This window comes from Yinghuangia sp. YIM S09857 (genome assembly GCF_051388915.1).
GTDB lineage: Bacteria > Actinomycetota > Actinomycetes > Streptomycetales > Streptomycetaceae > Yinghuangia.
On the sequence record NZ_JBPKBH010000002.1, the window covers coordinates 472,532 to 494,313 of the forward strand.

At 71.4% G+C, this 21,782-nt stretch carries 15 protein-coding genes; 5 read left to right on the forward strand and 10 right to left on the reverse strand.

Going from position 1 to position 21,782, the window contains the following annotated elements:
- Positions 1-27 precede the first annotated feature (27 nt).
- The 3 genes from ACRX5S_RS05345 (at position 28) to ACRX5S_RS05355 (ending at position 4,369) form a co-directional block, all read left to right on the forward strand.
- Positions 28-870, forward strand: a complete 843-nt coding sequence (locus ACRX5S_RS05345) for a DUF4097 family beta strand repeat-containing protein (RefSeq protein ID WP_436771572.1) — start codon at positions 28-30, stop codon at positions 868-870.
- Between the two features lie 604 nt (positions 871-1,474).
- Positions 1,475-2,725 (forward strand): Ig-like domain-containing protein, encoded by a 1,251-nt coding sequence (locus tag ACRX5S_RS05350; protein WP_436771573.1) that lies wholly within the window; start codon positions 1,475-1,477, stop codon positions 2,723-2,725.
- A gap of 177 nt (positions 2,726-2,902) precedes the next feature.
- Positions 2,903-4,369 carry a flavin-containing monooxygenase gene (locus ACRX5S_RS05355; RefSeq protein ID WP_436771574.1) on the forward strand — a complete coding sequence of 489 codons (1,467 nt, stop codon included), beginning with the start codon at positions 2,903-2,905 and terminating at the stop codon, positions 4,367-4,369.
- Positions 4,370-4,453: 84 nt separating this feature from the next.
- On the opposite strand, the gene ACRX5S_RS05360 is transcribed toward ACRX5S_RS05355, so the two are convergent.
- From ACRX5S_RS05360 to ACRX5S_RS05405, 10 genes are all read right to left on the reverse strand, one after another.
- Positions 4,454-6,403 carry a fatty acyl-AMP ligase gene (locus tag ACRX5S_RS05360; protein WP_436771575.1) on the reverse strand — a complete coding sequence of 650 codons (1,950 nt, stop codon included), beginning with the start codon at positions 6,401-6,403 and terminating at the stop codon, positions 4,454-4,456.
- Between the two features lie 59 nt (positions 6,404-6,462).
- Positions 6,463-8,001 (reverse strand): MFS transporter, encoded by a 1,539-nt coding sequence (locus ACRX5S_RS05365; RefSeq protein ID WP_436771576.1) that lies wholly within the window; start codon positions 7,999-8,001, stop codon positions 6,463-6,465.
- Between the two features lie 772 nt (positions 8,002-8,773).
- Positions 8,774-9,604: a PaaX family transcriptional regulator gene (locus ACRX5S_RS05370; RefSeq protein ID WP_436771577.1), complete on the reverse strand. Its 831-nt coding sequence runs from the start codon at positions 9,602-9,604 to the stop codon at positions 8,774-8,776.
- A 97-nt stretch (positions 9,605-9,701) separates the two neighbouring features.
- Positions 9,702-10,487 carry a maleate cis-trans isomerase family protein gene (locus ACRX5S_RS05375; RefSeq protein WP_436771578.1) on the reverse strand — a complete coding sequence of 262 codons (786 nt, stop codon included), beginning with the start codon at positions 10,485-10,487 and terminating at the stop codon, positions 9,702-9,704.
- Positions 10,488-10,524: 37 nt separating this feature from the next.
- On the reverse strand, positions 10,525-11,442 hold the full coding sequence (locus ACRX5S_RS05380; RefSeq protein ID WP_436771579.1) for a fumarylacetoacetate hydrolase family protein: 918 nt from the start codon (positions 11,440-11,442) through the stop codon (positions 10,525-10,527).
- Positions 11,442-12,527, reverse strand: a complete 1,086-nt coding sequence (locus ACRX5S_RS05385) for a cupin domain-containing protein (RefSeq protein WP_436771580.1) — start codon at positions 12,525-12,527, stop codon at positions 11,442-11,444. The genes ACRX5S_RS05380 and ACRX5S_RS05385 overlap by 1 nt, the downstream gene beginning before the upstream one ends.
- Positions 12,524-13,612 (reverse strand): carbon-nitrogen hydrolase family protein, encoded by a 1,089-nt coding sequence (locus tag ACRX5S_RS05390; RefSeq protein ID WP_436771581.1) that lies wholly within the window; start codon positions 13,610-13,612, stop codon positions 12,524-12,526. Before ACRX5S_RS05390 ends, ACRX5S_RS05385 begins: the two co-directional genes overlap by 4 nt.
- 35 nt (positions 13,613-13,647) lie before the next feature.
- A complete protein-coding gene (locus ACRX5S_RS05395; RefSeq protein WP_436771582.1) occupies positions 13,648-16,149 on the reverse strand; it encodes an FAD-dependent monooxygenase in 2,502 nt (833 codons plus the stop codon).
- A gap of 25 nt (positions 16,150-16,174) precedes the next feature.
- Entirely contained in the window at positions 16,175-16,621 is a 447-nt protein-coding gene (locus tag ACRX5S_RS05400) for an acyl-CoA thioesterase (RefSeq protein WP_436771583.1), read from the reverse strand.
- 74 nt (positions 16,622-16,695) lie between these two features.
- Positions 16,696-18,429: an AMP-binding protein gene (locus ACRX5S_RS05405; protein ID WP_436771584.1), complete on the reverse strand. Its 1,734-nt coding sequence runs from the start codon at positions 18,427-18,429 to the stop codon at positions 16,696-16,698.
- Positions 18,430-18,577: 148 nt separating this feature from the next.
- On the opposite strand from ACRX5S_RS05405, the gene ACRX5S_RS05410 reads away from it, so the two are divergent.
- Together ACRX5S_RS05410 and ACRX5S_RS05415 are read left to right on the forward strand one after the other, a co-directional pair.
- Positions 18,578-20,083 carry a carboxylesterase/lipase family protein gene (locus ACRX5S_RS05410; RefSeq protein WP_436771585.1) on the forward strand — a complete coding sequence of 502 codons (1,506 nt, stop codon included), beginning with the start codon at positions 18,578-18,580 and terminating at the stop codon, positions 20,081-20,083.
- 156 nt (positions 20,084-20,239) lie between these two features.
- Positions 20,240-21,655, forward strand: a complete 1,416-nt coding sequence (locus ACRX5S_RS05415; RefSeq protein ID WP_436771586.1) for a glycoside hydrolase family 25 protein — start codon at positions 20,240-20,242, stop codon at positions 21,653-21,655.
- Positions 21,656-21,782: the final 127 nt, after the last annotated feature.

Genomic DNA, 21,782 nt, shown 5'->3' on the forward strand with positions numbered 1-21,782 from the left:
CGGCGAAAGCCCTTGGAGGGGACCACCATGCCTAGTTTCGACACACCCAAGCCCGTCTCGGTCGACCTGCACATCGAGGCAGGGAATGTGCGCATCCACGCCGAGGACCGCACCGACACCTTGGTCGAGGTCCGGCCCGGCAACGGCGCGCGCGACCACGACGTACGCGCCGCCGAGAACACCCAGGTCGACTACGCGAACGGCAAGCTGACCATCAAGACCCCCAAGCAGCGCTCGCCGTTCTCGCGCGGCAACTCGGTCGACGTCACGCTGACCGTGCCCTCGGACTCCAGCGTCGTGGGCAGCGCCGCGCTCGCGAACTTCCACGGCGAAGGGCGGCTCGGGGCGGTGCGCATCAAGGTGGCGATGGGCGACATCCACCTCGAACGCACCGGCGAACTCCAGATCAGCACCGGCTCGGGCGAGGTCTCGGTGGACAGCGCGGCGGGGCGTACCGACATCAACACCGCGTCCGGCAACATCGACGTCCGCGACATCGCCGGGGACGCGGTGATCCGCAACTCCAACGGCGAGACCCGGATCGGCGAGATCCTCGGCGAGCTGCGCGTACGGGCGGCCAACGGGCACATCGATGTCGCACGAGCCGGGGACGGCGTCCAGGCGCGGACCGCGAACGGGGACGTCCGGATCAAAGAGGTCGTGCGCGGCCGGGTGACGCTGGAGACGGCGTACGGCGAGATCGAGATCGGCGTGCGCGAGGGCAGCTCGGCGTGGGTCGACGCCAACACGAGCTTCGGCAACGTCCGCAGCTCGCTCGCCGCTTCGGACAGCGCACCCGGCAAGGCGAACGACACCGTCGAGGTCCGGGCCCGCACGCAGTTCGGCGACATCATCATCCGCCGCTCCTGATCTCCCCCCACCCCACCGCCTGTCGTCGGTTCCGAGGAGACAGAACATGGCCCCGCAGCTCGCGTCCAGTGTTGCCCGGGAACCGCGTGTCGGTGTCGCCTGGGGCGGCATTCTCGGCCCCCGCCGGTTCTCCGCCCGGCTGTCGGCGGCCGCCGCCGGTGTCATGCCGCGGCCTGTGGCAAGCTCCGGTATATGCCCGACCGCGCTGCGGCCGTCCGGGGTGAGCCCGACCGCTCCCGGGCCCATTGCCTAGATCGCGCCAGGAACGTCAGGCTAAGCCGTGTGCTTCGGGTCCTGGTACCGCTCGCGTGAACTGGTGTCGTGCCTCGCAAGGCGCGGGGTCCCTGGTCGGGCTCCCGCTGTCGCCGCGAACGGGTAACGGCTGACAACTCCCAGGTAGTGCCGACCCAGTTCCCTTCCTCGCCCCGAACCCCACCCGATCCCCGTCCGGCGTCCGGCGTCCGCGGATCAACACGGACGCACCGCACGCCCCTTCCGGTGCCGCCGCCTGGCCGTGCCCTCAATCACATTTTGAAAGGGCAACGCGGGCTCGCGATCGCGGCGTCGAGCAGATCGGGAACGCGGTACGACAAAGGGGTATTTCATGGCAGCGGTGAACTCGCGGGGACCACAGCGCCTGCGGCGCGGTTGGGTGGGTGCGGTGGTGGTGCTCGGGCTCGCCCTGGCCGGTTGTTCCGGCAGCGGTTCGGACTCCGCCGACAACGCGGGCGGCAAGCCCTCGGGCGGGGCGGCGTCCCCGGTCGGAGGCGGCTCGGCCCCGGCCGCCGCACCTCCCGCGGTCGTGACCATCACACCCGGCGACGGCGGCAGCCTCGCCCCCGGAGAGCCGGTGACGGTGAAGGTCGAGGGCGGCAAGATCGGCGCGGTGACCGTCACGGGCGAGGACGGTAGCGAGATCGCCGGGGACACCGCCGACGACCTGGCGTCGTGGCGTTCGACCGGTGCGCTGCACACCGCGACCCGCTACACCGTGAAGGCCTCGGCGACCAACGCGGCCGGGCAGCAGGCCGAGGCCACCGCGGCGTTCCGGACCGAGCAGGCGGACAAGAAGGTGCGCTACCAGGTGAACGTCGCCGACGGCCGGCAGATCGGCGTGGGCCTGCCCATCTCGGTCGTGTTCGACGCGCCGGTCAAGAACCGGGCGGCGGTGGAGAAGGCGTTGTCCGTGGTCACCGACACGCCGGTGACCGGCGCCTGGAAGTGGGTCAAGGACCGCAACCTCAACGACGGGCAGCGCATCGACTTCCGCCCGAAGGACTACTGGAAGCCGGGCACGAAGATCTCCTTCAAGGCCGACCTGGACGGCGTCGACATCGGCGACGGCCGCTTCGCCATCAAGGACGTCGAGGCCAAGGTGACCGTCGCCCGGTCCCTGGTGGCGACGGTCGACGTCAAGACGCACCAGATGACCGTCGTCGAGGACGGCAAGCCCGACACCGTCATCCCGATCACCGCGGGCGCGCCGGGCATGGACACCTGGAACGGCACGATGGTCGTGATGGACCGCAACTCCAGCGTGCTGATGGACGGTCAGACGGTCGGGTACGCGGGCGAGTACCGCGACTACTACAACTGGGCGTTGCACACGACGGCTTCGGGGACGTACGTGCACGAGAACGCGAGCGCGAACATCCACGCCGGAAAGAAGAACGTCACGCACGGCTGCGTCGGCCTCGCGAACGACGGTACGGCGAAGAAGTTCTACGACCGCGTCATCGTCGGCGACGTCATCAAGGTGGTCAACTCGGCGTCGGAGACGGTCGACGTCGGCAACGGCTACGGGGCGTGGAACCTCACGTGGGAGCAGTGGACGTCCGGCAGGCCGACCGTCTGACGCACCGCCGCGGTCCCGAACTCCCCTGCCGTGCAAAGGAACCGACCCATGCGGAGCGGCCCTCCGGGACAGTCCGGACGGCCGCTGCCGCACGGGGCAGGAGGGGGACGGGAGAGGCACGGGAGAGGCACACTCAGCGCGTTGACTGCCGGTCTGAGCGAAAAATACCTTCGCGTCATGACAACGGTGGGGGACATTCTGGTGATCGGTGCCGGTCCCGGAGGGGTCGCGGCAGGCGCGCGGCTGCGCCGGGCCGGGTACGACTTCCTGATCCTGGACCGCGGGTCCGAGGTCGGCGGGACCTGGCGCGACAACAACTACCCGGGCTGTGCTTGTGACATCGCCTCCTCGCTGTACTGCTTCTCCTTCGCCCCGAATCCGGACTGGCAGCGGGCCTACGGCGAACAGCCGGAAATCCGCGACTACTTGGAGCGCACCGCGCGAGATTTCGACGTACTGCGGTCGATCCGCTTCAACGAAGAGGTGAAGTCAGCCTGTTGGGACGGGCAGGCCTGGCAGGTCGAGTCCACCGGGGGCACGTACTCCGCGCGCGTCCTCGTCACCGCGACCGGGCCGTGGAGCGCGCCGCTGGTCCCGGATATCCCGGGACTGGACGAATTCCCCGGCGAGGTCTTCCATTCCGCACGCTGGAACCACGACTACGATCTCGCGGGGAAACGCGTCGCGGTCATAGGAACGGGCGCCTCGTCCGTACAGTTTCTCCCGCTCGTCCAGCAACAGGTCGAGAATCTCTACCTGTTCCAGCGCACCGCGCCGTGGATTCTGCCGAAGTCGGACTACGCGCTGTCGAAGTTCGAGAAGGCGCTGTACCGCAGGTATCCGGGGTCGCAGAAGGCGATGCGGAACGTGCAGTACGGCATCCTGGAGTCGCTGAGCTACTTTTTCCGCCACCCGCGGGCGATGCCGGTGCTCCAGAAGGCCGCGCTCTGGAACATCCGCAGGGGCGTCAAGGACGAGGCGCTGCGCAAGGTCCTCACACCGGATTTCGTCATGGGCTGCCGGCGCGTGCTGCTGTCCAACACCTACTATCCGGCCGTCGCCGCGGACAACGTCGAGGTCATTCCGCAGGAGCTGGTGCGCGTCGAGGGCGACCGGGTGGTCGGCGCCGACGGCACGTCGCGGGCGGTGGACGCGATCCTGTTCGGTACCGGGTTCCACTACAGCGACCCGCAGATCGCCGCCAAGGTCAGCGACGAGAACGGCCGTACGCTCGAAGACCTTTGGAAGGGCAGCCCGGAGGCGTACCTGGGCACCTCGATCCACGGGTACCCGAACCTGTTCATGCTGCTGGGGCCGAACATGGGCTCCGGCACCGGTTCTGCGATCGCCGCGATCGAGGCGCAGGTGCGGTACGTCCTCAGCGCGCTGGACACCATGCGCGACCGGGGCTGGCACAGCGTCGACGTGCGTGCGGGGGTGCAGGACGACTACAACGCCGAGGTTCAGAGGGCGATGAGCACCACGGTGTACAACCCGGTCGGGTGCACCGGGAACTACATCGACCGCAACGGCCGCAACAGCACCATCTGGCCATGGTCGTTCGTCCGACTGAACCGGCGCATCAAGGAGTTCGTGCCGGAGGAGTACCACGCGGTGACCCGCAAGGAGTCCGCGATGTCGTGACCGCGGTCGATCGGACGGAGTCCTCCGGACGCCGAAAAGCCCCGCACGCCCGGCGTGCGGGGCTTCCCGTGTGGATCCGGCCGGCTAGGCGTCCGAGGTGACGTCCGAGCGGTATCCCGCCTGCACGTGGCTGTCCAGCGTCTCGTGGAGGGGGCGCAGGGCTCGGGAGGTGAAGAGTTCCCGCATGTAGGTGCGGCGCTTCTTGCCGCTGGTGCTGTGCTTGATGGTGCCGGGTTCGACGAAGCATACGTTCGCGACCGCGACGCCGGCGTACTTGCTCAGGTCGGCTATCGCGACGCCTGCCAGGTCGTCAGGCGAAGGGCGTTCGGAGGCACGGGAATCTTCCCCTCCGAGTGCTTGTCCGAGCGCACGGGAGTCCGAAGGTTCGTGGTATTCGTGGAGTTCGTGGAGCATGACGATGTGCTCGCCGTCCGGACACTGCACGCCGAAGGCGACGGTGTTGCCGGGCGCGAACGCCGGGTGCACGGTGGCGAATCGCGCTTCGAGGTCCTGCGGGTAGATGTTGCGGCCCCGCACGATGATCAGTTCCTTGAGCCGCCCGGTGATGTAGAGCTGGCCGTCGGCGCGCACCGCGAGGTCTCCGGTGCGCAGGAACGGCCCCTCCCCTTCGGCGGTCCGGCCGTCGAATACCGCCGCGGTCTCCTCCTCCAGCCCCCAGTAGCCCAGAGCCACGCCCGGTCCGCGCAACCAGAGTTCGCCGACCCGCCCGTCGGGCAGCTCGTGCCGGGTCGCGGCGTCGACGATGCGCGCGTCGTAGCCGAAGGGGTCGGGGCCGCTGGAGACCAGGGCCCGGAAGGCGGATGCCTCCAGCGGACCGCTGTCCGGGCCGGTCTTGCCGACGGCCACCGGCGCGAACTCGCCCTGTTCCAGGGCGTCCGCGTGCACGTCGGTGACGACCGGGTCGTCGCCCGGTGAGCTGCCCGTGACGAACAGCCCGACCTCGGCCATGCCGTAGCACGGGCACATGGTGTCGGCCCGGAACCCGGCCGGGGCGAAGCGCTCGCGGAAGGCGGCGATCGTCCCCGCGTGCACCGGCTCGGCGCCGTTGGCGGCGACCAGCCAGTTCGCCAGGTCGAGTTCGGCGGCTCGTTCCGGTGGGACGCGCCGCACGCACAGGTCGAAGGCGAAGTTCGGGGCGGGGCTCAGGCCGGAGTGGTAACGGCTGATCAACTCCAGCCAGCGGTAAGGGTCCCGGAGGAACGCGGTGGGCGTCATCTTGACCGCCTGCCCGCCGCGGCGCATCGCGCTCAGCAGCCCGCCGATCAGGCCCATGTCGTGGTAGAGCGGCAGCCAGCTCACGGTGTTCATCCGCCGCGGCAAATGGAAAGACCGGGCGATGAGGTCGATCGTGAAGACCAGGTTCTCGTGCGAGAGCATGACTCCCTTGGGCTCGGTGGTCGAGCCCGAGGTGAACTGGAGCATGGCCAGGTCGTGTCGGCGTACTGGCCGGGGCTGCCAGTCCCCCGCGTCGCCGAGCGGCGCGACGGTGGAATCGGTGGCGATACACCGCAGTTCGCCGCCGTCGGTCAAGTCGGTGACCAGCGGCAGGTGGTCGGCGTCGATCAGCACGATCGACGCGCCGGCCGCGTCCAGGATGCGCTGGAGGCGGCGCAGTTGGGTGCCACTGCTGTTGAGAGGCAGCGGCGCGGGTACGGCGACCACCCCCGCGTACAGGCATCCGAAGAAGGCCGTGGCGAAGGCCGTTCCGGTCGGGTAGAGCAGGACGGCCCGGTCCCCCGGTGCGCAGTTGTCGGCCAGCCAGGCCCCGATCCGCCGTGCCCCGGCGTCGAGTTCCCCGTAGGTAAGGGTCGAGTACGCCTGTTCAGGGTCGTCGGGCACACACGTGACGGCGCTCCGCGCGGGCACTTCGGCGGACAGGGTCCGGACGTCGCGGACGATGGTGTCGAACTCGTCGGCGTCTGCGCCGTGTGCGGGCCACCCGGGGTGTGGGACGCAGGCCCAGGACCCTCCCGGATCGGTGCGGTCGACGGGCACGGTGTGCTGCTCGGGCATGGGTCCTCCTCGGATCCGCGTGGTTCTGGTGGTCCGGCCCGGTGCGAACCCGCGCCGGATCAGCCGGTGTTCGTCGGCACGGGCGCCGCCGGCGCGGTCGCGGCGGCCTCGGCGGCCCGCGGCCGTCCGGGCAGCCAGGTGAAGGCGATGGCGGCGCAGAGGAGGGCGACCGCGGAACCGACCCACATCGCCGCGGACAGGGCGTCCAGGAACGCCGCGTGCGCGGCCTCGGCGCGGTCCGGTGCGGCGCGCAGGGTGCCGCTGAGGGAGGACGCCGCGTCGTCGGACAACCCGTCGCCCGCGGACCCGAGTTCGCCGCGGTACACGCTGCCGAGCACGGACCCGAGGACGGCGATGCCAAGTGCCGTGCCGGTCTGCCGCATGGTGTTGGCGACGGCCGACCCGGCCCCGGCACGGGCACGCGGCACTTCGGAGAGCGCCACCGCGATCACCGGGGAGAGCGTCAGGCCGAAGCCCATCCCGGTCACCGTCTGCCCGATCTCGAAGGCCCACAAGGGCGTTTCGCGGTCGATCGTGGCGTAGTACGCCAGGGCCAGGGCCATCAGCAGCGCGCCGGTCGCGACGACGGCCGCGTGGCCGAACTTGGCCGTCAGCGCGTCGCTGCGCGCGCCGGTGATGAGCGCGCCTACCGCGACCGGGAGCATGAGCAGCCCGGACTCCAATGGGGTGTAGCCGCGCGAGACTTGGAGGTAGAAGACCATCACGAAGCCGCCGCCCAGCACCGCGAAGGCGGAGGAGAAGAGCACGGTCGACCCCGCCGCGAACGAGCGTTTGCGGAACAGCGAGAGGTCCAGCGAGGGGTTCGCGATGCGGCGCTCCACCGCGAGCAGCATGACGAGGACGACCACGCCCGCGGCGATGGGGACGAGGACGATCGGGCGCACCCAGCCGTCCGGTTCACCGCCGGAGATGATGCCGTACACCAACGCGCCGACGCCCGCGATGGACAGCGCGACGCCGGCCAGGTCCAGACGCCCCGGCGCCGGGTCGCGGGTCTCGGGCACGTACAGCACGATGAGGGCGACCGCGGCCAGCGCGAGCGGCACGTTGACCAGCAGCACCGAGCCCCACCAGAACCCGCCGAGCAGCGCGCCGCCGACCACCGGGCCGGACGCGATGGCCAGGCCCGCCGACAGCGACCACATCGCGACGGCCTTGGCGCGCTCGCCCTCGGGGAACACGTTGGTGACCACGGCGAGGGAGCAGCCCGGCACCACGGCCGCACCGATGCCCATCGCGCCGCGCCATATGATGAGTTGCGTCGGATCGCCCGACCAGCTCCCGATCGCCGACGCGGCGGTGAAGAACAGCAGGCCCGCGATCAGCACGCGGCGGCGGCCGTAACGGTCGCCGAGGACTCCGGCGGTGAACAGGAGCGCGGCGTACACGAGCGTGTACGAGTCCATCGACCACTGCAACTCGGCGTTGGACGCGGAGAGTTCCTTCTGCACCTCGGCCAACGCCGCCGTCATGATGTTGTTGTCCATCACGGTGATGAACATGCACAGCATCATCACCAGCAGGATCAATTTGCGGCGCGGGTGGCCGGAATCCTGCGGCGTCGCCTCGGCCGTCACCGGCGTACCTCCTTGACGTTCGCCGGGCGGGCGGCAGTGTCCCGTGACACGGCGTCGGGTTTGCGGTGGGTGGATGGCCGCACTTCGGTGTCGTGCCGCACTTCGGCGCCCCCTCCGTCGGTCCAACCGATCGTCGCGCCGGGGATCGGGAGCGCGGAATGCCCTCCGAGCGTGCGGGGCCCGGGGCATCCGTGCGGGCACCTCGGGCGCCTGGACCTGCCCACTCACCCGACGCTGTGCTGTCCCCGTGCCGAACAGCCGGTCCTCCCAAGGGAGTCCAGGCCATGCGCTGAAGGCTACCGCCGGGTAGGGGTGCCGGCAACGACCCCGGCCCGGCCAAAATTCGGTGTCGCCACGTGTCGACCCGACCCCCGCTCCGCCCAGGTGGCGCCCGGCAAGGATGATCGGGAACGGCGTTCCGATCTTGGCCGGAACCCGTCACCGCTGTGGTAGGCCCCCGACTTGCGCCGGTCGGAACTGCCGTTTGCCGCGGGGGTCCTGCTCGTGGGGATGCACTTTCAGGCGCGGGCATCGACGACCGCGCACCGCTTCGGCGGCGAATGCGCCTCTTTCGGAGGCCGGGTTGCGGGAATTCGGGAAATCCCGGAAATGGGCGGTGGGTTCGAGGGCGGCGGAAGGGAAAGGCGCGGCAATCCGGCGGTCGAGGCGGAATAGGCCCCGGGTGTCGCGGCGGGTCCCTCCCACCACAAAAGCGCGGTCCCCCGGCGCGGGTGCGGTGCCGTCGTCCACGCCCGGTACCGACGCCGGGTGCTCAGGACTCCGCGGGAAGACCCGTGACGTTGTGGACGTGGTCGAGGCTGGGCGGGGCCAGGTGCTTGTGCAGCGCCTGGAAGACGCGGCGGGCCTCGACCGCGTTCCAGTCGTCGGGCAGCAGCTCGGTGGGCAGCCCGGGGTCCAGGTACGGCAGCCTGCGCCACTCGGTCAGCATGGGGACGTACGCGCGGAAGGCCGCGTCCGGGCCGACCGGCGGGCCGGTGGACAGCGCTTCGGCGAGCGGCCGGTACAGGACGGTGAACTCGGCGTACTGGTCCTCTATGGCCTTGAAGTCCCACCACTCGCTGACCGCCGTGCGCAGGTCGGAGAAGGCGGTGTAGTCGCCCGCGAAGAGGTGGACGTAGTCGCTGAGCCCGACGCGCTGAAGGGTGGAGCGGGCGTCGTCCAGGAGACGTCCGGGGGCCACCCACACACCGGGCGACGCCTTGCCGAAGCCGAGCCAGGTCAGGCGTGAGCGCAGTTGGTGGCGGTGTGCCCGCTCGCTCTCGGGGACGGAGAAGACGGCCACGACCCAGCCGTCCGCGAGGGCGGCCGGTTCGAGGTTGCCGAAGATGCGGCGGTCCCCCTCGTCGAAGACCGGTCCCATGGCGTCGCCGAGCCGGTAGCCGGTGCCGGTGCGGCGCTCCTGGACGAGCGTGCCGCGCTTCTTGAGGCGCGAGATCGCGGACCGGACGGCGGGTGCGTCGACGTCGAGTTCGGCCATCAGCGTGATGAGGTCGGCGATGGAGATCCACCCGCCGCAACGGCGGACGAACGCACCGTAGATGGTGTTGATGAGGGAACCGGGTCGCGTCGCGCTCTCGCCCATGGCCGCCTTCCTGGATCGTGCCGCGGAGATCCTACCCAGGGCCGGTGTTGCGGGCGGCCCGGGGCCGCGAGGTCATCTCCCGCCCGCTCCCCCTCCCTCAGCCGGCCGCCGGGGCGTCCGCGTACGCACCCGACAGCAGGTGGCCCGCGCCCGGTGCCACCGCGGGCAGGTCCAGCGCGCGCAGCATCTGGTGGGCGGTGCAGACGGCCGCCGAGACGACCGGCTTGCCGAGCCGCTGTTCCGCTTCCTCGACGGCATCCAGGGACGGCATCTGCACGCAGGCGGACAGGACCACGGCGTCCGCGTCGGCGTGGTCGAGGGCCGCGGCGATGCCGGGAAGGCGCGACGGGTCGTGGGCGGCGACGTCCAGGTTGCCGGGGATCTCCAGGGCCACGTGGTCCAGCACCTCGATGCCCTCGTGTCCGAGGTAGTCCACGACCGTCCGGGTGAGCGGCGCCATGTACGGCGCGACGAGCGCGACCTTGCGTGCGCCGAGCGTGTGCAGGCCCTGGACCAGGGCGCCGGCGCTGGTGACGACGGGGGCGGGCGCGCCGTTGGCGGCGGTACGCCCGCGCAGGCGGGCCTCGGACTCACGGTGGTAGCCGAGTCCCGTGCTCATGATGGCGACCAGGCACGCGTACCCGAGCACATCCACGCGCGCGTCGGAGAGTTCGTCGGCGCAGCGGTCGGAGTCGGCGTCCATCGCCTTGAGTTGCTCAGGGGTGACATGGGTCATGCGCATGCGGCTGGAGTGGAACGTGAAGCGCTCGGGCGCCACGCGCTCGCGGGCGCGCAGGATGGCCGGGATCTCGGTCTCCATCGTTACGTTCGAGCTGGGCACGATCTGGCCGATGCGGTACGTGAGTTGGGGGCGTGCAGACATGCGGGCGGCTCCCGTCCGGTGGGCGGCGGGCAATGGGTCAGCGGGCGTCGACGACGGGGTTGGCGAGCGTTCCGATGCCCTGCACGGTGGCCTCGACGACGTCGCCGGGGACGAGGAACTGCGGCGGCACCATGGCCGCGCCGACTCCGGAGGGGGATCCGGTGGAGATGACGTCGCCCGGTTCGAGGGTCATCCCGGACGAGATGTCGGCGATCAGGCGCGGAATGGCGAACAGCATGTGCCGCGTGTTGGACTTCTGCCGGATCTCGCCGTTGACGGTCAGCGACAGGTCGAGGTTGAGCGGTTCGGGGACGTCGTCCGCGGTCACGACGGCCGGGCCGAACGGGCAGTAGGAGTCCTGGCCCTTGGAGAAGAACCACTGTCCGGACCGGCGTTGGTCACGCGCGCTGATGTCGTTCATGATGCTGTAGCCGAAGATGTGGTCCCAGGCGTCCTCTTCGGCGACGCGGACGGCCTTGCGCCCGATGACGACGGCGAGTTCGCATTCCCAGTCGAGCTGTCGGGTCAGGTTCGCGTTGTGCAGGATCGGCTGGCCGCTGCCGGTCACGGCGGTGGCCGGCTTGCCGAACAGGACGGGGCGGTCCGGGAGTTCCTTGGCGGTGTCGAGGCTGCGGCTGGACTCGGCGACGTGCTCCACGTAGTTGAGCCCGATTCCGACGACCTTGCCGGGACGTAGCGGCGCACGCAGCGCGACGGCGTCCCACGGCCGCGTCGCGGAGGTCGGGACGTCGGCCAGCAGTCCGCGCAGGGCGTCGAGAGCGCCAGGCCCGGCCTGGATCAGGGAGAGCAGGTCGGTCGGCAGGTCGGCGGCGCCGTGGTGGGCCGCGAGTTCCGCGACGTCGACGACGCGGCCGCCCGTGTCGACGCCGAGGCGGAGGCGTTCGTCCGCATGCGCGCTGCCGGGTGCCGTCGGGGCATAGGTGATCAGTCGCATTATCCCTCTTGTTCCTCTTCGCGGTAGAAGCCGAGCGAGCGCATGACGGGGAAGTCGTTGAACGAGAACAGGCAGGCGTCCTCCGACTCGTCGAGGTTCGCGTGCTCGTGCCAGGCCCAGGACGGCACGCAGAAGATGTCGCCCTTGGTCCACTCCAGGCGCTGCCCGGCGACGACGGAGACGCCGTGGCCCTTGGCGGCCGTGTAGACGACGGAGCCGGTGTGGCGGTGCGCCCTGGTGGCCTGTCCCGGGCGCAGCAACTGCATGTGGGCGCCCATGGTCGGCATGACCGAGCCCCCGGTGACGGGGTTGGTGTACTCCATGATGACGCCGTCGTACGGCGATCCCTCGGTGGCCTCCGCCAGGTCGCGCAGGGCCTGGTACGTCCGCTCCCACGGCCACGCGAGCAGCGGCGAGTACGGCCGGGCCCACTTCTCCGCGCCGTACGGAAGCAGGTTGCCGCCGTAGGTGAGCACCGATTCGTTCGGCACCGGGCGGGCCTGCTGGTAGAGGTCGGGGTGCACCTCGTAGAAGCCCGCGTCGAGTGCGTTGACGAGCGGGATGTCGAGGCCGTCCTGCCAGATGACCGGCTCGTCGGTGCCCTCGTTGCCGTGCTCGTGCCAGGTGCCGTTGGGGGTGATCGCGAAGTCGCCCGGGCCGACGCGGAGTTTCTCCCCGTCGACGACGGTCCAGGCGCCGGTGCCCTCGTGCACGAAGCGCAGCGCGGACGCCTGGTGGCGGTGCGCGGTCATCGACTCGCCGGGGCCCATGATCTGGAGGCCGGTGTAGAGGAGCCCCGCGGCGGCGCTGAGTTCGCGGCGGCCGGGGTTGACCAGCATGACGACGCGGCGGCCCGCGTCCTCGGCCTTGACGAGGTCGAGGGCCTTGCGGACCAAGGGGCGGAGTTCGGCGTACCGCCACAGGACCGGGACCGAGGCGGGCTGCGGATACCAGGGCTCGATCCTGTTGGCGACGGTCCACAGCGCACCGGCCTCGGCCGTGGCCAATTCACCGTAGTACGCCTCCAGTTCTGGCGTGTCCGAGACGCGGGCGCGGCCGAGCATGTTGTCGTCCTGGGTCGTCATGACCCCTCCTCGGGGGTCGCCGGGCCCGGCCCGGCGGGATCGGCGGCTTGGGTGGTGGCCGGCGCGGGACGGCTGAAGTGGTGCGTCGGGGCGGCGCCTTCCGATGCGAAGGAGACCGGCACACGCGGGCGGTCGTCGATGTGCAGGCGGAAGACGTCGAACCGGTTGTAGTGGCCGAGGATGTCGTGCATCTGCTTGGGCTGGATGCAGCGGTTGAGGTCGATCTCGGCGTAGACGATGCCGTCCTCGTCGACCAGGGGTTCGGTGACGGGACGCCCGTCCGGGCCGAAGATGCCGGACAACGCGCTGTGTTTGCGCCGCAGTTGCTCGCGGACTGCGGCATCGTCCCCGGCCACGGCGTCGACGATCCGGTCGTCGACGGTGGAGCAGGAGACGACCGAGAAGACCTTGCCCTCGAAGCAGTGCGCGGCGGTGCGTACCGCGATCGCCTCGGCCATGTCGTAGTCGGCGGGGGCGACCGGAAGGGCGATGTAGCTTGCCACGTGCACGAGTTCGCCCTGCGCGAGCAGGGTGAAGCGGGCGAGCGTGTTGGTGTTCTCGCCGCACGCGAGCACGCCGAGCGGGCCGACGGGGGTGGCGTGCACCTTCAGCGAGCTTCCATCCCCGCCCGTCCAGGTCAGCTTCTCGGCCCAGGTCGGCACGATCTTGCGGTGCGCGCCCAGGAGTTCGCCGTCGGCCCCGATGGTGACCATGGTGTTGTACAACTCGCCGACGCTGTGCGCGCCGCGCTCGTTGACGCCGATGACCACGACCGCGCCGGCGTCGCGGGCGGCGGCGCGGAGGCGGTCGATGTGCGGGCCGGGGATGTCGACGGACGCCCGGTACAGCCGCTCGAACCACGGCGAGCCCTGCACCGGGTTCATCGTCCAGTTCCAGTACGGGTATCCGGGGACGAACGCCTCCGGGAAGACGACGAGCGAGGCCCCGTTCGCGGCCGCCTCGCGGATCAGCGACACGGCCTTGCCGACGGTCGCGGCCGGGTCCAGGAAGACCGGCGAGGTCTGCACGGCCGCGGCGGTGAAGCGCGGCAGGTCGTCCTTCTGATGGTCCAGCAGGTTCTGCATGGGGTCTCCTCGGGGCCGCGCCCGCGGCGGGTGCGTCAGGGGCCGGTCGCTGCGGACAGCACCGGGCGGGCGGGCGTCCAGCGGGGTCGGACGGGGGTCTCGGCGTCGCGCGGCAGCCGGAGCCGGGGCGGCACGCGGTCGCTGCGTGCGCCGGGCGGCTTGCGGCTGCCGGGGCGCCACGCGTCGGGCCAGCGTGCACCCGGGCCGTGGTAGCCCTGGTCGGCGGCGGCGTGCAGGGTCCAGAGCGGGTCGTACAGGTGGGCGCGGCCGACCGCGCACAGGTCGGCGCGTCCGGCCAGCAGGATGGAGTTGACGTCGTCGTAGGTCGACACCGCGCCCACCGCGATCACCGGTATACCGGTGGCGTTGCGCACGAAGTCGGCGAAGGGCGTCTGGTAACTGCGGCCGTACGCGGGCCGTTCGCGCGCGACGACCTCGCCCGTGGAGACGTCGATCGCGTCCGCTCCCCCGGCGGCCAGGGCCTGGGCAATCTCGACCGCGTCCTCGCGTGTGGTGCCGCCGTCCGCCCAGTCGGTCGCCGAGATGCGGACGACCAAAGCCTTGTCGGCGGGCCAGATCTCGCGTACGGCGGCCAGGACTTCGAGTGGGTACCTGAGGCGGTCGACGAGCGTGCCGCCGTAGGCGTCGGTGCGGCGGTTGGTCAGCGGCGAGAGGAAGCCGGAGATGAAGTGACCGTGCCCGTACTGGAGTTCGAGTACGTCGAAGCCCGCATGGTCGGCGCGGCGCGCGGCCGCGGCGAACGCGTCGCGGATGCGGTCGAGTTCCGCGCGGTCGGCGGCCGCCGGGGTACAGCTCTGCGCGTCCCAGGGGATCGCGGATGCCGCCACGACGGGCCAGCCGAGGTCGCGCAAGGCGACACTGGAGCCGTCGGGGTCGGGAACGGTGCGGGCCGCCTTCGCGCCCGCGTGGGTGAGCTGGACACCGAGGCAGGCGTCCGACTGCGCGTTCACCGTGTCGACGATCTGCCGCCAGACGTGGGCCTGTTCGTCGTTCCACAGGCCCGGGTCGCGAGTGGTCGTGCGGCCGTCCGGCGCGACCGCGGTCATACCGGCGAGGACGAGCCCCGCCCCTCCGAGCGACAGCGCGCCCAGGTGCGCGGACTCGAAGGCGCCGGGCAGGCCGTGCGCGGAGCTGTACGTCGCGAGCGGCGGGACGACCACGCGGTTCGGCAGGGACACGCCGCCGAGGCGGTAGGGGCGGAACATCGGCGGGGTGGTCACGGCGGCGGCCACAGTTGCGTCCGAGGGCCGGGCCACCGTGCCGGAAGTGTCGGCCGAACCAACAGACGTGTCAGAAACGGTGGTTTCCGCAGAACCGACCGCTCCCGTCGGCCCCGCCGGCATGCGGGCGTTCACGGCCCCGACGAACTCCGCGTCCCGCACCCTGAGGTTCTCGTACGTCACCCGGCGGCTGCGGGTGAGCAGGTTGAAGGCGAACTGCTCGGCTGGCTGCCCCACGTAGTGCCCGATGTCCTCGAACCACTCCAGGCTCGCCTGCGCGGCCCGCTGCGTCGACTCGACCACCGGCCGCCGTTCCTCCTCGTAGCGGGCCAACGCCTCGGGGATCGCGTCGTGTTCGTGGAGGCACGCGGCGAGGGCGAGCGAGTCCTCCATGGCCAGCTTGGTGCCGGACCCGATGGAGAAGTGCGCGGTGTGCGCGGCGTCGCCCAGCAGCACCACGTTGCCGTGCCGCCAGGTGGCGTTGCGGACCGTGGTGAAGCGGATCCACCGCGAGTTGTCGGGGATGAGGCGGTGGCCGTCCAGGTGTTCGGCGAGGAGTTCGGCGCAGCGCGCGACGCTCGCCCGGTCGCTGCTGCCGGGCGCGGCGTCGCGTCCGGCGAGTTCGGCCATGTCCGCGAAGCCGGCGCGGTGCCACGCGTCTTCGGCGATCTCCACGATGAAGGTGCTGCGCGTCGCGTCGTACGGGTACGCGTGCACCTGGAGGGCCCCGTAGTCTCCTTCGGCCACGATGAAGGTGAAGGCCTCGAAGACCTTGTCGGTGCCGAGCCACATGTAGCGGCAGTGGCGTTCGTCAAGTTGCGGGCGGAACTCGTCGGCGAAGTACTCCCGGACGGCGGAGCGCACGCCGTCGGCGGCGACCACGAGGTCGTACTCGGCGGCGAGTTCGCCGACCGGCGGGGCCTCGGTGCGATAGCGCACGTCCACACCGAGTGAGGCGCAACGCCGTTGGAGGATCTGGAGGAGCCGTTTGCGGCCGAGTGCGGCGAAACCGTGGCCGCCGGAGGTGAGCACGCGGTCGCGGTAGCGCACGTCGATGTCGCTCCAGCGGGCGAACTCGGCGGACATCGCGGCGTGCACGGCGGGGTCGGCGTCGGCGATGCCGCCGAGGGTCTCGTCGGAGAAGACGACGCCGAAGCCGAAGGTGTCGTCCGCGGCGTTGCGCTCCCAGACGGTGATGTCCCACGCCGGGGAGAGCTGCTTGGCGAGGGCGGCGAAGTACAGGCCGCCCGGGCCGCCGCCGACGACGGCCACGCGCACGCGGCGGGATTTCAGCATGGTGGCTCCTGGTGGTACCGGGCGGTCACTGGTAGGTCTCGGGCTTCTGCGGTCCGGCGTGGGCCAGCGCGCGGCGTACGTCGTCCGGCCAGGGCCGGCTGGCGGGTCCCTCTGCGGCCGTTCCGCGCGGGACCACGGCCGAGTGCACGACGGCCACGGCCCCGGTGGCCGCGACGCCCTCGCTGCCGCGCACCTCGAAGGCGTAGTGCAGCGATGTGGTGCCGACCTTGGTGACGCGCAGTTCGACGGTGACGGTCTCGCCGAACCAGAGGCGCCGGTGGAAGTCGGCCTCGTAGTGCACGCGCGGTGTGCTGCCGAACAGGTGGTCCAACCCGAGCCGCCGCAGCAGCACCGCCTCGGCCGCCTCGGCCCAGCGCTGGACGGCGGAGAAGTGGTAGTGCCCGGCGGCGTCCGTGTCCGACCACTCGACGCGGCGTTCGATCGCGACGGAGGCGGGGTTCCCGGCTTCCATGGGCTGGCCTTTCGCTGAACGAGCGGTGGGCGGGAGGGAGGGGCCGGCGAGCGGCACGCGACATCGGGGGGCGGTCAGCGGCCTTCGGCGGCCCACTGCCGCAGCACCGCGCGCTGGAGCTTGCCGTTGGAGGTGCGCGGCAGGGCGTCGACGAACTCGACGGCGCGCGGGTACTTGTACGGCGCGACGGTGCTCTTCACGAACGCCTGGAGGTCCTTGGCGGTGGCCTCGTCGGCGGTCGCCCCCGGGCGCAGCACGACGTACGCCTTGACGATCATGCCGCGGGCCTCGTCCGGCGCGCCGACCACGCCGCACTCGGCGACGTCCGGGTGCCCGGACAGCGCGACCTCGACCTCGGGCCCGGCGATGTTGTAGCCGGACGAGACGATCATGTCGTCGCTGCGCGCCTGGTACCAGAAGTAGCCGTCCGCGTCGCGGATGTACGTGTCGCCGGTGAGGTTCCACCCGTCCCGCACGTAGGACGCCTGCCGCTCGTCGTCCAGGTAGCGGCAGCCCGTCGGCCCCTTGACCGCGAGCATGCCCGGTTCCCCGTCGGCCACCGGCGCGCCGTCGGCCCCGAGCACCGCGGCGCGGAATCCGGGGACCTCGCGGCCGGTGGCTCCCGGGCGGATGTCGTCGTCGGCGGAGGAGATGAACACGTGCAGCATCTCGGTGGCGCCGATCCCGTCGATGATGCGCACGCCGCAGGCCTCGTGGAAGTCCCGCCAGACGGTCGCGGGCAGGGCCTCGCCCGCGGAGATGCAGCGCCGCACGGCGCCCAAGCGTCCAGCCAGGCCCGCGGTCAGCATCGCCCGGTAGGCGGTCGGTGCGGTGAACAGCACGGTGACGCCGAACTCCTCGACGAGGCCGACCAGTTGCTCGGTCGTCGCCTGCTCGAACAGCAGCGTCGCGGCGCCCGCGTGCAGTGGGAAGACGACGAGGCCGCCCAGGCCGAAGGTGAAGCCGATCGGAGGTGTGCCGGTGAACAGGTCGTCGGGGCCCGGCCGCACGACGTGGCGCGAGAACGTGTCGGCGTTGGCGAGCACGTCGCGGTGGAAGTGCATGGTGGCCTTGGGGCGGCCGGTGGTGCCGGAGGTGAAGCCGATGAGCGCCACGTCGTCGGCGGCCGTCTCGACGGGCTCGAAGACCCCGTCCTTGGCGCCGCACCGCGCGATGAGGTCGTCGCCCGCGTCGCGCGCGCCTTCCCCGGAAGCCCCGGAGTTCCTGGAGTTCCCGGGATCTCCGGGATCTCCGGGATCTCCGGGATCTCCGGGATCTCCGGGATCTCCGGGATCTCCGGGGTCCCCGCCGCCGAACGTGAGCAGGGCCGCGCCGGTGTCGGCCTCGACCAGCGCGGCGGCGAAGCGGTGGTCGGAGATCGCGACGACAGGGCGGCTGATGCCGGCCAGCATGGTCAGTTCGTGGGCGCGCAGCAGCGGCATCGTGGTGACGACCACCCCGCCCGCGCGCAGCACCCCGAACCAACAGGCCACCAGCCAGGGGTTGTTGGGCCCGCGGAGCAGGACGCGGTTGCCGGGCACGAGGCCGAGGTCCTCGGTGAGGACCTGGGCGACCTGACTCGCCCGGAGCCGGAGGTCGCCGTACGTCCACGTCTCGTGCGGGGTGACCAGGCACCTGCGGTCGGGTCCGTGTTCCGCGATGCGGTCGTCGAGCAGGGTGGTCGCGCAGTTCAGCCGATCGGAGTAGCGCAATTCGGGCAGTTCGAAGAGCAGTTCGGGCCACAGTTCAGTGGGCGGTAGTCGATCACGGCAGAAAGTGTCCGCGTGTGCGGAAGGGGACAGTTCCATGCGTGCCACCTCGTCCTGGTGCCAGCGGGTCCACTGTCAAGTTATCCATCGCTTCTGACGACGGTCAACGGTACGCGATATTCTTCCTCGGTCAACCTGGGAAAATCACCCGGTCGGCCCCGTACGACGCACAGCGCTGGAGCGAGAGATGCACGTGATCGTCGGCACCGCGTACGGCAAACTCCGCGGCACCGCCTCGGACGGCGTCACCCGCTTCCTCGGAGTCCCGTACGCCGCACCGCCGTTCGGTCCCCATCGCTTCCGTCCGCCGCAGCCGCCGGTCGCGTGGGACGGGGTCCGCGACGCCGACGCGTACGGCCCGACCGCGCCCAAGGCCCCCTACCCCGCCCCGCTGGACGCGCTGCTCCAGGAGGTCGCCGTCGACGGCGAGGACTGCCTGAACCTCAACATCTGGGCCCCCGCCGCGGCGACGGCCGCGCCCGTCATGGTGTGGATCCACGGCGGCGCGTTCCGCAACGGCTCCGGCTCCGCACCGGCGTACGACGGCTCGGGGTTCGCGCGCGACGGCGTCGTGTGCGTGACCTTCAACTACCGCCTCGGCGTGGAGGGCTTCGCCGAACTGCCGGGCGCGCCGCGCAATCGCGGCCTGCTCGACCAGATCGCCGCGCTCGCCTGGGTACGCGACAACATCGCGGCGTTCGGCGGCGACCCGGGCAACGTCACGGTGTTCGGCGAGTCGGCGGGCGCGATGAGCGTGACCACGCTGCTCGCCCTGGACCTCGGGCTATTCCGCCGGGCGATCGCGCAGAGCGGGGCGGGGCAGATTCTCCAGGAACCCGAGGACGCCTCGAAGGTGACCGCCGCCGTCGCCGACCGCCTCGGCGTGGCCCCGACCGCCGAGGCGTTCGCGGCCGTCGGCCCGGCCGAGGTCGTGGCCGCGCAGGCCGAGGTGGCCGCGCACGTGGCCGCCTTCCCGGACCCGCGGCGCTGGGGCATCTCGACGGTCCGCTCCGGCATGGCCTTCATGCCGGTCCGCGACGACACCCTGCTCCCCCGCCCGCCGATCGAGGCGGTCCGCGACGGTGCGGGACGAGGCGTCGACGTCCTCATCGGCTCCAACACCGAGGAGTTCCGCCTGTACCTCGCTCCCGGCGGCCTGACGAAGCTGCTCTCCACGGACGCCGCGGCGCGCTTCCTCGACGTCATGGGCTTCGACCCGGCGTACGCCGCGGCCTACGCCGCGAACCGGCCCGACGCCCGCCCCGGCGACCTGGCCGCAGCCGTCGCCACCGACGGGTACTTCCGGATGCCCGCGTACCGGGTCGCGGAGGCCCGCGCCGGGGCCGCCGCCACCTGGGTCTACGAGTTCGCGTGGCGGTCCGGCGCCACGGGACCGGCCGACGAACTGGGCGCGTGCCACGCCCTGGAGATCGGATTCGTGTTCGACACCCTGGACCGGCTCGACGGCGCCGGACACAGCGGGCACGCCGAACACACCGGCCTCGCCGGGCCGAACCCGCCGCAGTCCCTGGCAGACGCCATGCACGCCGCGTGGGTCGCCTTCGCCAGGGACGGCGACCCCGGCTGGCCCACGTACGACACGGCCACGCGACCCGTGCGGGTGTTCGATACCGAGACCCGGCTCGTCCACGACCCCCGATCGGATGAACGCGCCCTGTGGCCCGAACGATGAGCCGGGCCGCGGAAGATCGACTTCACGGTTCGTCGGCGGGCCCGGGCGGCGCTGTGCCACGATGCGTGAAGCACGCAATTCCGACGGTGACAGCGGCGGACGCCGGCCGAGGCGATGCCCGGTGTGTCCGCGCACCCGGACGGAGGGGGAAGGCACATGGGGATCAAGGGCTACGACGTCTCCGACTACCAGCAGGCGATACCCGACGACGCGCAGTTCGTGTTCATCAAGGTCACCGAGGGCCGCGGCCACGTGCAGGACAACTGGCGCGCGAAGGTCGGCGAGGCCCGCGCCCAGGGCTGCGTGGTCGGCTACTACCACTTCGGACGCAGCGACGTACCGCCCGCCGAGGAGTTCGCGAACTTCCGGCGCGAGGTCGGCAAGGAGCTGCGGGCCGGGGAACTGCTGGCGTACGACTTCGAGCCGTACAACCAGAACGTCTCGGACGCCACGGCCACGGCCCGCAAGAACGAGTTCATCCGGCTCATGAAGGCCGCGTTCCCGAACCACCGGTGCGGCATGTACACCAACGTCGACTGGTGGAAGCGGACCGACGACAACCACGGCGACTTCCTCTGGATCGCCGACTACGTCGCCCAGGGGCAGCCGCGGATCCGCGCCCGGTGGATGTTCCACCAGTTCAGCGAGCACCCCATCGACACCAACTGGTACGCGGGCACCGCCGCGGAGCTGCGCGCCTACGCCGGAGGCGCGACCGGCACCACCGCGGCGGCCGGGGGCGGCACCGTCCTGCTCCCGGTCAACGGCTACCTCGCCGCGGCGGGGTGGCAGGCCGGCGACGGCGAGCGCGTCACGTACGGCAAGCTCATGAACGTCCGCACCCGGCGCATGCTCCAGGCCGCCGAAGCGGTCCTCGGCCGCAGGTTCCGGGTCACGCAGGGCAGTTTCAGCACCGGCGTCAGCGCGAGCGCGGGCACCCACGACGGCGGCGGCGTCCTCGACCTGGTCCCCGTCGGCTACGACGAGGTCAAGGCCCTGCGCCGGGCGGGCTTCGCGGCGTGGAACCGGCTGAAGGGGGACGGGTTCCCCGACGAACACATCCACGCCGTCGCGGTCGGAGACCCGACCATGTCGCCGTCCGCGAAGGACCAGGTCGACGCGTTCTTCCGGGGCCGCAACGCGCTGCGCGGCCAGGGGCCGGACAACTTCCGGCTCCGCGAGGCCGACCGCGTCGTCACCGGCATCCACCCCGACGAACCACCGCCCGCCGCACCGACGCCCGAGGAAGACGCCGAAATGTTCGCACCGTACGAGTTCACCCCCGGCGCCACCACCATCCCCCTCGAACCGGCCAACGGCGGGGCGATGAAGTGGGGCAACCTCTACTTCGCCTTCAAGGTCGCCGAGGGCGACAACACCGACAAGCCCGTCGCCGGGATCCGCATCGAGCTCCAGGACGACGCGGGCCGCTGGTCGCTCTGGAAGGGCAACTTCGAGCAGACCGTGGACAGTCCGCGCTGGGTGGCGGTCCTTCCGGACGGCTACGCGGCACTGCGCTTCTACACGAACGTCCGCTGCCACGGCTACGTCACCGGCAAGTCCAACGCCTGATCCGCACGGCGGCCCGTCGCCCGGCCGGTGCCCTGAACTCTCCGCAGCGAACGCGTGTTCGCACAGAGACTGACGGCACCCGGCCGGGCGCGGGCGCCGTCGTGTCACCAGGCGAACGCCTCGGGGG

What these genes read in the sequence shown, in the direction of transcription:
- ACRX5S_RS05345 (WP_436771572.1), top strand. Translation starts at nt 28, where the DNA reads ATGCCTAGTTTCGACACACCCAAGCCCGTCTCGGTCGACCTGCACATC.
- ACRX5S_RS05350 (WP_436771573.1), top strand. Translation starts at nt 1,475, where the DNA reads ATGGCAGCGGTGAACTCGCGGGGACCACAGCGCCTGCGGCGCGGTTGG.
- ACRX5S_RS05355 (WP_436771574.1), top strand. Translation starts at nt 2,903, where the DNA reads ATGACAACGGTGGGGGACATTCTGGTGATCGGTGCCGGTCCCGGAGGG.
- ACRX5S_RS05360 (WP_436771575.1), bottom strand. Translation starts at nt 6,403, where the DNA reads ATGCCCGAGCAGCACACCGTGCCCGTCGACCGCACCGATCCGGGAGGG.
- ACRX5S_RS05370 (WP_436771577.1), bottom strand. Translation starts at nt 9,604, where the DNA reads ATGGGCGAGAGCGCGACGCGACCCGGTTCCCTCATCAACACCATCTAC.
- ACRX5S_RS05375 (WP_436771578.1), bottom strand. Translation starts at nt 10,487, where the DNA reads ATGTCTGCACGCCCCCAACTCACGTACCGCATCGGCCAGATCGTGCCC.
- ACRX5S_RS05380 (WP_436771579.1), bottom strand. Translation starts at nt 11,442, where the DNA reads ATGCGACTGATCACCTATGCCCCGACGGCACCCGGCAGCGCGCATGCG.
- ACRX5S_RS05385 (WP_436771580.1), bottom strand. Translation starts at nt 12,527, where the DNA reads ATGACGACCCAGGACGACAACATGCTCGGCCGCGCCCGCGTCTCGGAC.
- ACRX5S_RS05390 (WP_436771581.1), bottom strand. Translation starts at nt 13,612, where the DNA reads ATGCAGAACCTGCTGGACCATCAGAAGGACGACCTGCCGCGCTTCACC.
- ACRX5S_RS05395 (WP_436771582.1), bottom strand. Translation starts at nt 16,149, where the DNA reads ATGCTGAAATCCCGCCGCGTGCGCGTGGCCGTCGTCGGCGGCGGCCCG.
- ACRX5S_RS05400 (WP_436771583.1), bottom strand. Translation starts at nt 16,621, where the DNA reads ATGGAAGCCGGGAACCCCGCCTCCGTCGCGATCGAACGCCGCGTCGAG.
- ACRX5S_RS05405 (WP_436771584.1), bottom strand. Translation starts at nt 18,429, where the DNA reads ATGGAACTGTCCCCTTCCGCACACGCGGACACTTTCTGCCGTGATCGA.
- ACRX5S_RS05410 (WP_436771585.1), top strand. Translation starts at nt 18,578, where the DNA reads ATGCACGTGATCGTCGGCACCGCGTACGGCAAACTCCGCGGCACCGCC.
- ACRX5S_RS05415 (WP_436771586.1), top strand. Translation starts at nt 20,240, where the DNA reads ATGGGGATCAAGGGCTACGACGTCTCCGACTACCAGCAGGCGATACCC.